This window comes from Sphingobacterium puteale (assembly GCF_003627955.1).
GTDB lineage: Bacteria > Bacteroidota > Bacteroidia > Sphingobacteriales > Sphingobacteriaceae > Sphingobacterium > Sphingobacterium puteale.
Genome location: NZ_RBWS01000012.1, coordinates 97793 through 110239 on the forward strand (window position 1 = coordinate 97793; position 12447 = coordinate 110239).

Here is a 12447-nt window from a genome sequence, read left to right on the forward strand (position 1 = left end):
TCATGCAGAGGGAATTATCTCCGGAAGATAAGAAGAAACAAATAGACCAGGATTTCGGTTGGATCAACCGAATATCTTGGTTAATGGATAATCAGTTCAAGATTGGCAACTTCCGGTTCGGACTGGATCCGATCTTGAATCTGATTCCTTTGGGTGGCGCTGTTGCCGGCTTTGGCACATCACTGGTTCTGGTTATCGCCATGTGGCGAAATGGGGCCAGCCCAAAATTAGTTATCCGTATGCTACTCAATATCAGCCTTGATGCGATCTTAGGAAGCATCCCCTTTCTAGGTAATATCTTCGATTTCTATAGCAAAGCCAATGAAAAGAATATCAAATTGCTACGCGAGCACTATTATGAAGGCCGGCACAAAGGTTCGGGCATCGGTATTATCTTATCGATCGTATTGATCCTATTTATCTTAATAGCTGGTGTTTGTTACCTAATCTGGAATTTCTTTTCCTGGGCGTTTTCGCTGTTAAATGGAATTTCTTTCTAAGATCCAACCTTTTCACACCGTTTTCCCTTCGCTGCACAGCTTCGATATCAAAACAATTGCGCATATCTAATATCTATTTAATAATTTTGATAGCGGTAGATCCAGTTGTGAAACGATCTCTCAACATTAATTTTAGCATAAAAAAATGAGCAAAAAAAGAATATTTGCCCTGCTTCTGATTGTCATCATGCTGGCGGCTATACTGACAAACCCGAGCAAAGAGGAACATGAAAAAATTGTCCGTGCAAAGGCTGAGCAATTACTAAAAAGTCAGCTTCATGCAAAAGACCAGGCTTTTTTCGGATTGGGAATGCAACTTTTCGGCAACAAATTAGTGGACAGCTTTGTCCAGAATTCCGTTGTTATAGACAATTATTATCTTTTCTCTCTGACCAAGATCAAATGGCAAGGCACAGAACAGATTATCGGAGGTGGTGCGTTTAAACAGATTTGGCTGAGCCCCAAGATTGATGAAAAAGCAGATGAAATTATTGCTGCATTGAAAAAAATCTAATATGTCCTTAGAAATTCTTTACGAAGATGAATCCATTGTGGCGATCAATAAGCCGCATGGTCTTTTGGTACATCGTTCATCCATTGCGCGTGACACGTCCGAATTTGCCCTTCAAATACTACGTGACCAGCTGGGCAAAACGGTATACCCTGCTCATCGCCTCGACCGTAAAACTGGTGGAGTCCTTTTGTTTTCTCTGAACAAAGAAACGGATCAATACTTACAAAAAAGTTTTCAGGAACATCAAATTGATAAAAAATACCTTGCTGTGCTCCGAGGATTCGCTCCTGAGGAAGGAATTATTGACTATCCCCTGAAAAAAGAAAATGGCACATTACAAGATGCCCAGACATCATTCAGACTGCTGGCCAAAAGTGAGCTCGATATTCCTTTCGGGAAATTTCCAACTTCAAGGTACAGTCTTGTTGAAGCCAATCCACTGACTGGTCGCATGCATCAATTGCGGCGTCACTTTGCACACATATTTTACCCCATTATCGGTGATCGTCCGCATGGCTGCAATAAACAAAATAAATTCTGGAAAGAGAACTACCAGATGGACACGATGTTACTTCACGCATCAGAATTAACGTTCAATCACCCTTTGTCGGGCGAGACCGTTCGTATAAAAGCAGCTATCCAATCCGATTTCCGGAAAGTTCTTGGAATCTTAAACATACATGAATGATGTTAAAATTAATCCTCGAAGCATTTATTAGTATAACTGGTATCACCGCGGCATCTGGTATCGTCTATAATAACGATGAACTCCATATTGTCTCGGACAACAGCAATTACCTGTATAGCTATAACCTCGCTCAGCACCGCCTATCCAAAACGGCCTTATTGGACACTGAACCCATGGAAAATATCAGCAAAGCGAATAAAATGGATCTTGAATCCATTACTTTCGACGGCAAGTGCTACTACCTGTATGGATCGGGGTCAACTGAAAAGAGAAACAACCGGTTTATTTGGGACGGAAACAAAGTCGTGAAGGAAGACTATAGCGAAATCTACGCGCATTTAATGCAGAAATTTAAGATCAGTAAATCGGACTTCAACATCGAGGGAGTGCTGCATATTGACGATCGGATCTTGTTTTTCAACAGAGGAAATGGCCCCAAAGGAGTCAATGCAATTTTAGAATACAACGGTAAAGCTGAAGATAAATCACGGTGTATTCCAGTGGAATTACCGACGATAAAGGGAATCAGTACCGGTTTTTCGGATGCCGCACTGGTGGGTGAAGACATTTATTTCATCGCGACCGCGGAGGATGCAAAATCAACCTATCTTGACGGCGAGATCGCCGGGTCTTTACTTGGAAAAATACCAGCGGATCTGTCGTCCAAACCTGAAGTATTCCAGATCCCCGGAAATCATAAATTCGAGGGCATTACCTTCAAGGAGAAAACTGATAAGGGTTTAATTTTCCTGCTATGCGAAGATACGGATACAGAAGACGCTGAACTGACTGTTTATTCGTTGAATGTAACGAATTAAATCGTTTGTTCTAAAATAGATTCAAAGCTAGGAATCACGTATATTTTATTAAATTTGCAACTGATTAAAACTTAATTTTTATGTTAAAAAATACTGCCCTTTCGGAGACGCACATTGCTTTAGGAGCAAAGATGGTTCCCTTCGCAGGCTTCAACATGCCAGTACAATATACTGGTATCAATGATGAGCACGAAACAGTTCGTACAGGTGTAGGAGTTTTTGATGTAAGCCACATGGGTGAATTCATCCTCAAAGGTGAAAAGGCCCTGGACCTTCTTCAAAAAATCTCTTCAAATGACGTGTCGAAACTATATGACGGTAAAGTCCAATATGCTTATATTCCAAACGAAACTGGCGGTGTAGTAGACGATTTTCTAACATACCGTATAGATGATAAGACCTATTTTCTGGTTGTCAATGCGTCCAATATTGAGAAAGACTGGAACTGGATTTCCAAATACAATACCGATGGTGTAGAAATGAAAAACATTTCTGACCAGACTTCTTTATTTGCTGTTCAAGGCCCTAAAGCAGCGGATGCTTTACAATCACTGACAGATATCGAGCTTGCTCCAATGGAATACTATACTTTTGCCAAAGGTACTTTTGCAGGAGTAGATAACGTGTTGGTGTCGGCAACCGGCTATACTGGTGCAGGTGGTTTTGAGATTTATGTGGCCAATGAAGATGCTCAGAAAGTTTGGGACGCTATTTTTGAAGCCGGAAAAGCTTACGGAATCAAACCGATCGGATTAGGTGCCCGCGATACTTTACGTTTAGAAATGGGTTTCTGCCTTTATGGAAATGACATCGACGACAATACTTCGCCTTTGGAGGCTGGGTTAGGTTGGGTAACGAAATTCACGAAAGACTTTGTAAACTCCGCTGCACTTAAAGCCGAAAAAGAAGCCGGACTTAAAAAGAAACTGGTCGGTTTCGAAATGATCGACAGAGGCATCCCGCGCCATGATTACGAGATCGTAGATGCTGATGGCCATGTAATCGGTCGGGTTACTTCGGGAACACAATCTCCGACATTGAAAAAATCGGTTGGTTTGGGTTACGTAGATACTGCATTCGCAAAAGACGGTACAGATATCTTTATCCATATCCGTAATCAAAAAGTAAAAGCTAAAGTAACGAAACCTCCATTTGTAAAATAAGAACGGGGTAGGCGATATAAAAAAGAGCAGAAGACAATCGTTTTCTGCTCTTTTTGTATGTTATAAGTAAGAAACTCGCTCCTATTTGCTTTTCCCCTTTCCCTGTTTAGCAGCATATTGCTGCTTTTTCTCGCGATCTTTCTCCTGAATCACAACTTTTATGCGTTTGCTTAAGACAACCTTAAGGTAAATAAGTACCACCAAAAATGCGATAGACAATCCCGTCACCAGCATATTTCCGGCTTTATACCCTTCAAATCCACAATACGCCAAAAACACAATGGCCAAGTTCAATACAATATTCAGTATAAAATATTTTGTCATATTACTTTTTTGTTAATCCCAATACCCGTTCTCTCCATCCAGCAAAGAAATAGAAAGCTCCACCGATAATATTGAGCAGTACGATAGCCAGTGCCATCAACATCCGATCGCTATTGGGAATTGTCCTAGAAAGCATAATTTCCCGTAAGATCAATATCACCCATAAAAGGGATAATAGAATAGAAAGACTGCCTAATATGGGGAAAATACTTAAGCTTAATAGCCGGGCAAATAGGGCTACGATATAAAAAGCAAGACTAAACAAGAAAGCCTGTTTAGTCTGATGCTCCAAATTTGTCATATTAATAAACGTCTAACTCTGGATCGATTTCCTCTTTCCAGGCCAAAATGCCGCCTTTTAAATTTGCAAGATTATCAAAACCTTGTTGTTCCAATAACATAATTGCCTGCGCTGAACGTTTTCCGGAACGACATTGAACGATAACAGGTTTGTCTTTGGCGATTTTATCTGCCTCGATCAGGATCCCTGATAGTGGAATATTCAAACCGTTCAAATTTGAAACCTCATATTCAAATGACTCACGCACATCAATCAATTGAAAATCTTCATTGTTATCGATCTTATTCTTTAATTCCTGTACAGATACTTCTTTCATTGTCAAAAAATTTATAATCAAATATACTACATTTTTTTCTGAATTGTCTGTCTTCAACGGCCATCAGGAACATTCGTGCCTGTTACGAATTCAAGACAACCACGGACACTCTATTGAATGCATCTTTTTACTGAAGGACAATGACAACTTCATTCCAACTTTTATCGTCCTAAGGGGAACGATAATAGGCCTTAGTTGGAGGATAGCACGAATTTTCACAAAAATTACAGGCGAAATCAGTATCTTCATCCGAACATTACTAACGTTATGAATTCAGTACCCAAAATATTTTTAACATTCGCATTAGTTGCCTTATCTTCCATTGCCTTTGGACAGCAAGTTATTTCTGAACAACAGCGTCAGGATGTGGGCCGTATTTTAAATACCTTGGCTTCGGATGATATGCGTGGACGATCGGCTCTGACAAAGGACATTGAGCCAGCGGCAGATTTTATCGCCGGAGAGATGAAAAAAATAGGTCTCAAACCTTATGCGGAAGAATCTTTCAGACAGACATTCCAATTGGACAAGCTCTCGCCCAAAAGCAACGTCGCGACGATCAATAAAAAGGCTGTTCCCGCTGAGCATATGATATCATTGGGTAACCATGTAACGCTCAAATGGGATGAAAACAGTCCTGTGAAAGTCGCTTATATTGCATCCGGTGCAGATTTCTCCCACGCCTTTCGGGAGCATTCCCTATCCCAAGAAAACACGCTTGTACTGGTAGACCCTTCTTTTGAAGCCTCTTTTGTCCGTTTTGGGCAAATGCTCAACAAGCCTAAATTCATAGAAGATCCGAACATACAAAAACCTTCAATAGTCTATCTGTTAAGCACAGAAACACCAAAAACATTTCAAGTCCATATCGAGCGCGATCTTCAGCACTTCCCGCTTTTTAACATTGCCGGAATTATCCCCGGAAAGAGCAAACCAAATGAATATATAATCTTTTCAGGACATTATGATCATATTGGCATATTGCCTGCCGTAGGACAAGATTCAATTGCCAATGGAGCAGATGACGATGCTTCGGGAGTAACAGCGATGTTGACCCTGGCGGATTATTACAAAAAGAAAAACAACAATGAAAGGACACTTATTTTTGTGGCATTTACGGCCGAAGAGCTCGGCATGTATGGTTCAAAATATTTTTCTAATCATATCAATGCGGATCAGGTCGTGGCAATGATCAATATGGAAATGATCGGAAAAGATTCAAAGTTCGGCCCTAATACGGTCTATATAACAGGTTATGATCAATCTGACTTAGGTAAATTAATGCAGGAAAACCTAAAGAATACAACCTTTAAATTTTATCCCGATCCTTATACAAAACAAAATTTATTCTACCGCAGTGATAATGCCGTGTTAGCGGCAAAGGGTGTTCCCGCCCATTCATTTTCTACTTCCCAAATGGACAAGGATGAGTATTACCACACGGTAAAGGATGAAGTCGCCACGTTAAACGTTCAAAATATTATCTCCAGTATAGAAGCAATTGCTATCGGTACTTCAGGCATTGTAGAAGGCAAGCAAACGCCTTCACGTGTGGAAAAATTAAAAGATTAGGAAGAGGCTGCACGATCTATTGCCCGATGCATGACATAGTCATTGAGCACATAGTCATAATAGGGAATATCAACAGTTTCGACAACCTGAAAGCCCTGCTTTAAATAGAAATGGTAAGCAGGGTTATTTCTATTGACATTGAGTTCCAAAATATCTTTGCCCTTGGCTTTCGCTTTTTCAACAGCAAAGTCAATCAATGCTTTCCCAAAACCTTTTCCCTGAACATCGGGCATCAAATACAGCTTTTCAATACGAAGTTTATCTGCAAGAGTTTTCAGCGCAACAAAGCCTTGGCCAATCCCGTCTTCCTTCAGAATATAAAAGAACTGTCCGCCTACCATGCCTTCAGCTAAGCCTTCAACGGTATAGCTTTTCTCCAGCATAAAATCAATCTGCTCTTTTGAAAGTATTTCACCATAAGCGTCTGGCCATATGATGTGCGCCATATTAGAAATACTACGGATATCTGTCTGTTCGGCTAATTCTATTGTTATCATGAGATTGTCTCTCCTATTAAAATATATTTTGATTTCGAAAATCCGAGGGTAAATAAGCCATCCTCTTCTGTTTCATAAAGATTCTCACCTATTTTCCGAAGTCCTTCTGTGGTGATTTCTTCGCCTTGGCTGTCGATCTTTAGCTGTTCACCTCCTGCTTTCCATTTTGTAAAACCGGTAGTGACAAAATAGTAGCGCATTCCCTGAGCCAATAATACCACATTGATCAGATCCAAATAGCGCTGATAGCGCGCAAGACTTATTTGATCCGTAACAACATTAACCGCTTTATATTGATGTTCGACGAGATACTCAATGGCTGAATTTAAAAAATTATCGATATATGGAATTACTTTCAAATTCTCCTGTGTTTGATTCGCTTGCGTCTGCGCAAAAACAATATCAAATTTGTATCCTCTAGCGTCCAATGGATCAACCATATTGTTTTCTATAACAATTGTTGGACTCCATTCAAGCAATTGCCCCAAATCTTCTTCGCCTATCAGAAAAAGGTCTTCAATCAGCAGAGCAGGCTCTTGGTTCTCACGAACGATATGATGCGATGACATTTCGAAAAATTTAATAACCTAATCTGCGCAAGGTGATGTAAGCCATCAAGCCCGTACTGATTTCCAATGAGGATTCATCGACATCGAATGTGGGTGTATGTACCGCAGAAGTTATTCCTTTCGCCTTATTTCCTGTACCTAATCGGTAGAAACAAGCATTGATTTCTTGTGAGTAATAGGAAAAATCTTCCGCAGCTGGCCAGAGATCTAAATCCACGACATTCTCTTTTCCAAGATATTCCTCCGCAAAAGTTCGTGCACTTTTGGTCAGTTCAGGAGCATTGATCAAAAATGGATAACCTTTGCGAACTTCGAAGTCGCAAGTAGCCCCCATACTTTCGGCAATTCCGACAGCCATTTTGACCATTGTCTCATGCGCTTCAGCACGCCATTTCTCATCGAATGTACGGAATGTACCCTCAAGATAAACCTGGTCAGGAATAATATTTGTCGCACCATTAGCGATGATTTTGCCAAAAGACAGCACAGTCGGTGTGCGTGGATCCGCAAAACGGCTTGCTACCTGCTGTAAAGCGGTAATAATATGCGCTGTGATCACAATCGGATCAATATTCTGGTGCGGGTGTGCACCGTGCCCCCCTCTTCCTTTTACGGTCATAAACAACTCATCACAAGAAGCCATATACTTCCCTTCACGAAATCCCACTTTGCCTGTTTCGATAAACGGCATTACATGTTGACCTATTATAGCGGAAGGTGCGGGATTTTGTAGGGCACCTTCTTTGATCATAATGGACGCTCCGCCAGGCAAACGCTCTTCTCCGGGCTGAAAGATTAATTTCACCGTCCCGCCAAATTCAGCTTTCAGGCTATGTAATATCTTTGCGGTTCCCAACAACGAGGACGTGTGTACATCATGGCCACAAGCATGCATGACCCCCGGAGTATTGGATCCATAAGGTCGGCCTTCAACTTCCTGAATAGGTAATGCATCCATATCCGCACGCAAGGCGATGACCTCATCCGAAGGGAGTTCGCCCTTAATTAACGCCACAATACCTGTATCTGCTTTTGTTTCGTAAGGGATTCCTAATTGATCCAGCTGTACCTTTACAAATGCCGAGGTATTATATTCTTCAAAGGAAAGTTCAGGGTTTTGATGAAGATGTCTGCGGTTAGCAACTGTATCTTGAAAATATTGATGGGCTAAGGCCAGGACTTTTTCTTTCGTACTTGCCATAAGGTTGTTTGATTTATTGATAAACAAAAACGCTTTCTGAAAAGACGAAAACGTTACTAAAATATTGACGGAGCTCACGCATAAACGCATTCGCTTCGGAACGACTTCTAAAGTCGCCCACCTTCACCCGATAATTGGGTTCATCATAAGTGATATAGGTATCAACATCTTTATACATTCCCCGAAAACGAGTTTGCTCCGAAAAAGCTTGGTTTCGACTGGATCCGGCAAAGATCTGGACGCGAAAACCTCTCACCTTGATTCTTGTTGCCGCGGAACGTACAACAGGTTTCGAAGGAACTGCAGTGGTTTTGCTTTCGACAGGATTGATTCCCATTGCTGCCCTAAAATTTTGAAGCTGTGTAATCAAAGAATCTTTGGTTACAATAACTCCACCTTTTTCCTGTGCTTTTACATGAACAAGCGTAAATAGCACAAGTGCATATATGAAAATCAATCCTCTCTTCAGCATAGTTTAACCTTTCTTGTCGATTAGTTATTTGCGCCGTGGCAATTTTTATATTTCTTACCGGAACCACAAGGACATTCGTCGTTGCGTCCCACTGTATTTTCATTACGAACAGGTTCTTTCGGACCATCATTCACATCCTCTTCACTGACACCAGTAGGTGACACCAAATCTGCTTTTGTCTCAACTGTCTTTACAGGTGCTTGAGTCACTTGTCTCGCCTGTAATGAGGTTGTTTCTTGTCCGGGAATCTCACCTTTAAAAATAAAGCTCACGACATCCTTGTTCATAGAAGCTAACATAGATTTGAACAAGTTAAAGGCCTCCATTTTATAGATAATGATTGGATCCTTTTGTTCATAAACAGCATTTTGAACGGATTGTTTTAGATCATCCATCTCACGCAAATGTTCTTTCCATGCTTCGTCTATCAATGCCAATACAATGCCTTTTTCAAAGGATTTGAACACCTCTTTACCGTTGCTCTCAATCGCTTTTTTCAAATTTGCTGAAACTTGAATACCACGGATACCATCCGTAAATGGAATCACTACATTTTCAACAATCTGACCACGTTCTGCGTATACATTGTTTAATACAGGAACTGTCAATGCACCAATAGCATCTATTTTATGGTGATATGCTCTACTTGCTTGATCAAAAAGACGGTCTGTCAATCCTTCGATCTTTCCTTGCGCAAACTCTTCAGCAGTGATTTCTGGTGTAATAGCAAAGATACGGATAACCTCAATTTGGAAGTCTTCGTAATTTCCTTGCTCCTTCGCTTCAGCGACAATCTCTTCAGCAACGTCAAAGATCATATTATTCAAATCCACATCCAAACGTTCACCAAACAACGCATTTTTACGTTTAGTATAGATTACGGTACGTTGGGAGTTCATGACATCATCGTATTCCAATAGACGTTTACGAATACCAAAGTTGTTCTCCTCAACCTTACGTTGTGCTCGTTCGATAGATTTGGTCAGCATGCTATGTTGCATCACTTCACCCTCTTCAACACCCATTTTCACCATGATATTGGAGATTCTTTCAGAAGCAAACAAACGCATTAAGTTGTCTTCCAACGAAACGAAGAATTGTGATGATCCCGGATCTCCCTGACGACCTGCACGACCACGTAACTGACGGTCGACACGACGGGATTCATGTCGTTCAGTACCGATAATCGCAAGACCACCGGCATTCTTAACTTCTTCGGTCAATTTAATATCCGTACCACGACCAGCCATATTCGTGGCAATAGTCACTTGTCCGGGGCGACCGGCTTCAGCAACGATATCCGCTTCCTTTTGGTGAAGCTTTGCATTCAATACATTATGTCTGATCTTACGTAATTGAAGCATACGGCTCAATAGTTCGGAAATTTCTACCGATGTTGTACCAACCAGCACAGGGCGTCCCTGATCTGTCAACCGTTGAATTTCTTCGGCTACCGCGTTGTATTTTTCGCGCGCAGTACGGTAAATCAGATCCTGACGGTCTTCCCGTTGGGCAACGCGATTGGTAGGAATTTCTACAACATCTAACTTATAGATTTCCCAAAGCTCGCCAGCTTCTGTTGACGCAGTACCAGTCATCCCTGAAAGTTTGTGGTACATACGGAAGTAATTCTGCAAAGTAATCGTCGCGTACGTTTGTGTCGCATCTTCGACCTTTACATTTTCTTTCGCTTCGATAGCCTGGTGCAAACCGTCTGAGTAGCGACGACCATCCATGATACGGCCTGTTTGCTCATCGACAATTTTCACTTTACCCTCATCCACGATATATTCCACATCATTTTCAAACAAGGTATACGCTTTTAACAGCTGGTTGATTGAGTGAATGCGTTCCGCTTTTATCGAATAATCACGTAATAAATCCTCCTTCTGTGCAGCTTTCTCTTCTAGGCTCAAACTAGATTTTTCAATTTCAGCAATAGCTGTACCCACATCTGGTAAGATAAAGAAGGAAGGATCCTCACCCGTCGCTGTGATCAACTCGATACCTTTTTCTGTTAATTCGACTTGATTATTTTTTTCGTCAATCACAAAATAAAGTTCTGCATCTACTTTAGGCATATTTTTATTTTGTTCTTGCATATAGTAGTTTTCTACTTTTTGCAAGATAGAACGATTGGCGCCTTCACTTAGGAACTTGATCAAGGCTTTATTTTTAGGTAGACCTCTGTACGCTCTCAATAAAGCTAGACCACCCCCTTCAACATCAGAATCACCTGCAGCCAATGCCTTTTTAGCATCATTTAATACGGTATTGATATAAGCTTTTTGTACATGTACCAAACGTTCAATACGTGGTTTCAATTGATAGAATTCATGTTGATCGCCACGTGGGATCGGACCTGAAATAATCAATGGTGTACGGGCATCGTCAATTAAAACCGAGTCAACCTCATCGACCATGGCAAAATGCAATTTACCTTGCACCAATGCATCCGGCGTCTGAACCATATTATCACGTAAATAGTCGAAACCAAATTCGTTGTTCGTACCATATACGATATCCGATTGGTATGCCTTACGGCGTTGTGGCGAATTTGGTTGGTGTTTATCAATACAATCTACGGATAAACCATGGAATTCAAATAAAGGTGCGTTCCATTCGGAGTCACGACGGGCAAGATAGTCATTCACGGTCACGATATGTACCCCTTGTCCAGAAAGCGCGTTTAGATATGTTGGCAAAGTTCCGACCAATGTCTTCCCCTCACCGGTAGCCATCTCCGCAATCTTTCCGCTATGCAGTACAATACCACCGATCAACTGTACATCATAATGTATCATATTCCAGGTTACCTCAGTACCTGCAGCCATCCACTTGTTTTTCCAAATCGCTTTATCACCATTGATAATAACGTTTGGCTTGTAGACAGCCAATTCTCGGTCAAAATCACTGGCAGTAACTTCCAGTTCTTCGTTTTCTGTCAAACGTCTTGAAGTTTCCTTCACCACGGCAAATGCCTCGGGCAAAATATCCTTCAATACCTCTTCCAACTTCTTATCACGGTCTTTAGACAACTTGTCAACTTGCTCGTAAATAGAAGTCTTTTTAGCCATATCGTCCTCATCTTGATCCGCCTCTGCTTTTAGCGTATCTATTTCTTGGTCAATATCTGCGAGGTAATTCTTAATTCTTTCTTTGAAGTCAGCGGTCTTGGCACGTAACTCGTCATTGGTTAGATTTGAAAGCTTATCATATTCAGCCTTGATTTGCTCTACAACCGGCTGAATCCCCTTGATATCTCTTTCGGATTTACTTCCAAATAATTTACTTAAAAACTTTAACATAATTTTTTTTCTATCTCAACTAAAGATTTTGTACAATAATGACTCCAAAGTAAAATTGCAGACAATTTGACACTAATCGGGCAAATTTAGTTATTAGATATGATATCTAACAGCTTACCACTATTTTTTTTGCGTTATTTTTTTCAATTGGATACACATCTTATTTACTTGTCTCAATTTATCCCATTACCGAGGCCGTCCTGC

Annotated in this window: 14 protein-coding genes; 6 read left to right on the plus strand and 8 right to left on the minus strand. The window is 40.9% G+C overall.

Features of this window, described 5'->3' with window-relative positions:
- The first annotated feature begins 2 nt into the window (after nt 1-2).
- The 5 genes from D7322_RS16440 to gcvT all read left to right on the plus strand — a co-directional run bounded on the left by D7322_RS16440 (nt 3) and on the right by gcvT (nt 3683).
- Nucleotides 3-500, plus strand: a complete 498-nt coding sequence (locus D7322_RS16440) for a DUF4112 domain-containing protein (protein ID WP_121125367.1) — start codon at nt 3-5, stop codon at nt 498-500.
- Nucleotides 501-645: 145 nt separating this feature from the next.
- Complete coding sequence (locus D7322_RS16445) at nt 646-1014, plus strand: DUF4359 domain-containing protein (protein WP_121125368.1); 369 nt, start codon at nt 646-648, stop codon at nt 1012-1014.
- A 1-nt stretch (nt 1015) separates the two neighbouring features.
- Complete coding sequence (locus D7322_RS16450) at nt 1016-1702, plus strand: pseudouridine synthase (RefSeq protein ID WP_121125369.1); 687 nt, start codon at nt 1016-1018, stop codon at nt 1700-1702.
- Entirely contained in the window at nt 1699-2520 is an 822-nt protein-coding gene (locus D7322_RS16455; protein WP_147430453.1) for a DUF6929 family protein, read from the plus strand. The genes D7322_RS16450 and D7322_RS16455 overlap by 4 nt, the downstream gene beginning before the upstream one ends.
- Nucleotides 2521-2600: 80 nt before the next feature.
- Nucleotides 2601-3683: a glycine cleavage system aminomethyltransferase GcvT gene (gene gcvT, locus D7322_RS16460; RefSeq protein ID WP_121125371.1), complete on the plus strand. Its 1083-nt coding sequence runs from the start codon at nt 2601-2603 to the stop codon at nt 3681-3683.
- An 81-nt stretch (nt 3684-3764) separates the two neighbouring features.
- On the opposite strand, the gene D7322_RS16465 is transcribed toward gcvT, so the two are convergent.
- Genes D7322_RS16465 through D7322_RS16475 form a run of 3 tightly spaced genes read right to left on the minus strand, consistent with a single transcriptional unit; the run spans nt 3765 to nt 4624 of the window.
- A complete protein-coding gene (locus D7322_RS16465; RefSeq protein WP_121125372.1) occupies nt 3765-4007 on the minus strand; it encodes a DUF6358 family protein in 243 nt (80 codons plus the stop codon).
- 1 nt (nt 4008) lies between these two features.
- Entirely contained in the window at nt 4009-4308 is a 300-nt protein-coding gene (locus tag D7322_RS16470) for a PLDc N-terminal domain-containing protein (protein ID WP_121125373.1), read from the minus strand.
- Between the two features lies 1 nt (nt 4309).
- A complete protein-coding gene (locus D7322_RS16475; protein WP_070562591.1) occupies nt 4310-4624 on the minus strand; it encodes a rhodanese-like domain-containing protein in 315 nt (104 codons plus the stop codon).
- Nucleotides 4625-4891: 267 nt separating this feature from the next.
- On the opposite strand from D7322_RS16475, the gene D7322_RS16480 reads away from it, so the two are divergent.
- On the plus strand, nt 4892-6196 hold the full coding sequence (locus D7322_RS16480) for a M20/M25/M40 family metallo-hydrolase (RefSeq protein ID WP_121125374.1): 1305 nt from the start codon (nt 4892-4894) through the stop codon (nt 6194-6196).
- Here the strand turns inward: D7322_RS16480 and D7322_RS16485 are convergent.
- From D7322_RS16485 to secA, 5 genes are read right to left on the minus strand one after another with little or no spacing between them, the layout of a single operon-like run.
- Nucleotides 6193-6693 (minus strand): GNAT family N-acetyltransferase, encoded by a 501-nt coding sequence (locus D7322_RS16485; RefSeq protein ID WP_121125375.1) that lies wholly within the window; start codon nt 6691-6693, stop codon nt 6193-6195. The two genes, D7322_RS16480 and D7322_RS16485, sit on opposite strands and share 4 nt — an antisense overlap.
- The gene (locus D7322_RS16490; protein ID WP_121125376.1) at nt 6690-7262 is read right to left on the minus strand and encodes a thiamine diphosphokinase; all 573 of its coding nucleotides are present in this window, start codon (nt 7260-7262) and stop codon (nt 6690-6692) included. Before D7322_RS16490 ends, D7322_RS16485 begins: the two co-directional genes overlap by 4 nt.
- 10 nt (nt 7263-7272) lie before the next feature.
- Entirely contained in the window at nt 7273-8463 is a 1191-nt protein-coding gene (locus D7322_RS16495) for a M20 metallopeptidase family protein (RefSeq protein WP_121125377.1), read from the minus strand.
- Between the two features lie 13 nt (nt 8464-8476).
- Nucleotides 8477-8935 (minus strand): SPOR domain-containing protein, encoded by a 459-nt coding sequence (locus D7322_RS16500; RefSeq protein ID WP_121125378.1) that lies wholly within the window; start codon nt 8933-8935, stop codon nt 8477-8479.
- A gap of 20 nt (nt 8936-8955) precedes the next feature.
- A complete protein-coding gene (gene secA, locus D7322_RS16505; protein ID WP_121125379.1) occupies nt 8956-12243 on the minus strand; it encodes a preprotein translocase subunit SecA in 3288 nt (1095 codons plus the stop codon).
- Nucleotides 12244-12447 lie beyond the last annotated feature (204 nt).

What these genes read in the sequence shown, in the direction of transcription:
- D7322_RS16440 (WP_121125367.1), top strand. Translation starts at nt 3, where the DNA reads ATGCAGAGGGAATTATCTCCGGAAGATAAGAAGAAACAAATAGACCAG.
- D7322_RS16445 (WP_121125368.1), top strand. Translation starts at nt 646, where the DNA reads ATGAGCAAAAAAAGAATATTTGCCCTGCTTCTGATTGTCATCATGCTG.
- D7322_RS16450 (WP_121125369.1), top strand. Translation starts at nt 1,016, where the DNA reads ATGTCCTTAGAAATTCTTTACGAAGATGAATCCATTGTGGCGATCAAT.
- D7322_RS16455 (WP_147430453.1), top strand. Translation starts at nt 1,699, where the DNA reads ATGATGTTAAAATTAATCCTCGAAGCATTTATTAGTATAACTGGTATC.
- gcvT (WP_121125371.1), top strand. Translation starts at nt 2,601, where the DNA reads ATGTTAAAAAATACTGCCCTTTCGGAGACGCACATTGCTTTAGGAGCA.
- D7322_RS16465 (WP_121125372.1), bottom strand. Translation starts at nt 4,007, where the DNA reads ATGACAAAATATTTTATACTGAATATTGTATTGAACTTGGCCATTGTG.
- D7322_RS16470 (WP_121125373.1), bottom strand. Translation starts at nt 4,308, where the DNA reads ATGACAAATTTGGAGCATCAGACTAAACAGGCTTTCTTGTTTAGTCTT.
- D7322_RS16475 (WP_070562591.1), bottom strand. Translation starts at nt 4,624, where the DNA reads ATGAAAGAAGTATCTGTACAGGAATTAAAGAATAAGATCGATAACAAT.
- D7322_RS16480 (WP_121125374.1), top strand. Translation starts at nt 4,892, where the DNA reads ATGAATTCAGTACCCAAAATATTTTTAACATTCGCATTAGTTGCCTTA.
- D7322_RS16485 (WP_121125375.1), bottom strand. Translation starts at nt 6,693, where the DNA reads ATGATAACAATAGAATTAGCCGAACAGACAGATATCCGTAGTATTTCT.
- D7322_RS16490 (WP_121125376.1), bottom strand. Translation starts at nt 7,262, where the DNA reads ATGTCATCGCATCATATCGTTCGTGAGAACCAAGAGCCTGCTCTGCTG.
- D7322_RS16495 (WP_121125377.1), bottom strand. Translation starts at nt 8,463, where the DNA reads ATGGCAAGTACGAAAGAAAAAGTCCTGGCCTTAGCCCATCAATATTTT.
- D7322_RS16500 (WP_121125378.1), bottom strand. Translation starts at nt 8,935, where the DNA reads ATGCTGAAGAGAGGATTGATTTTCATATATGCACTTGTGCTATTTACG.
- secA (WP_121125379.1), bottom strand. Translation starts at nt 12,243, where the DNA reads ATGTTAAAGTTTTTAAGTAAATTATTTGGAAGTAAATCCGAAAGAGAT.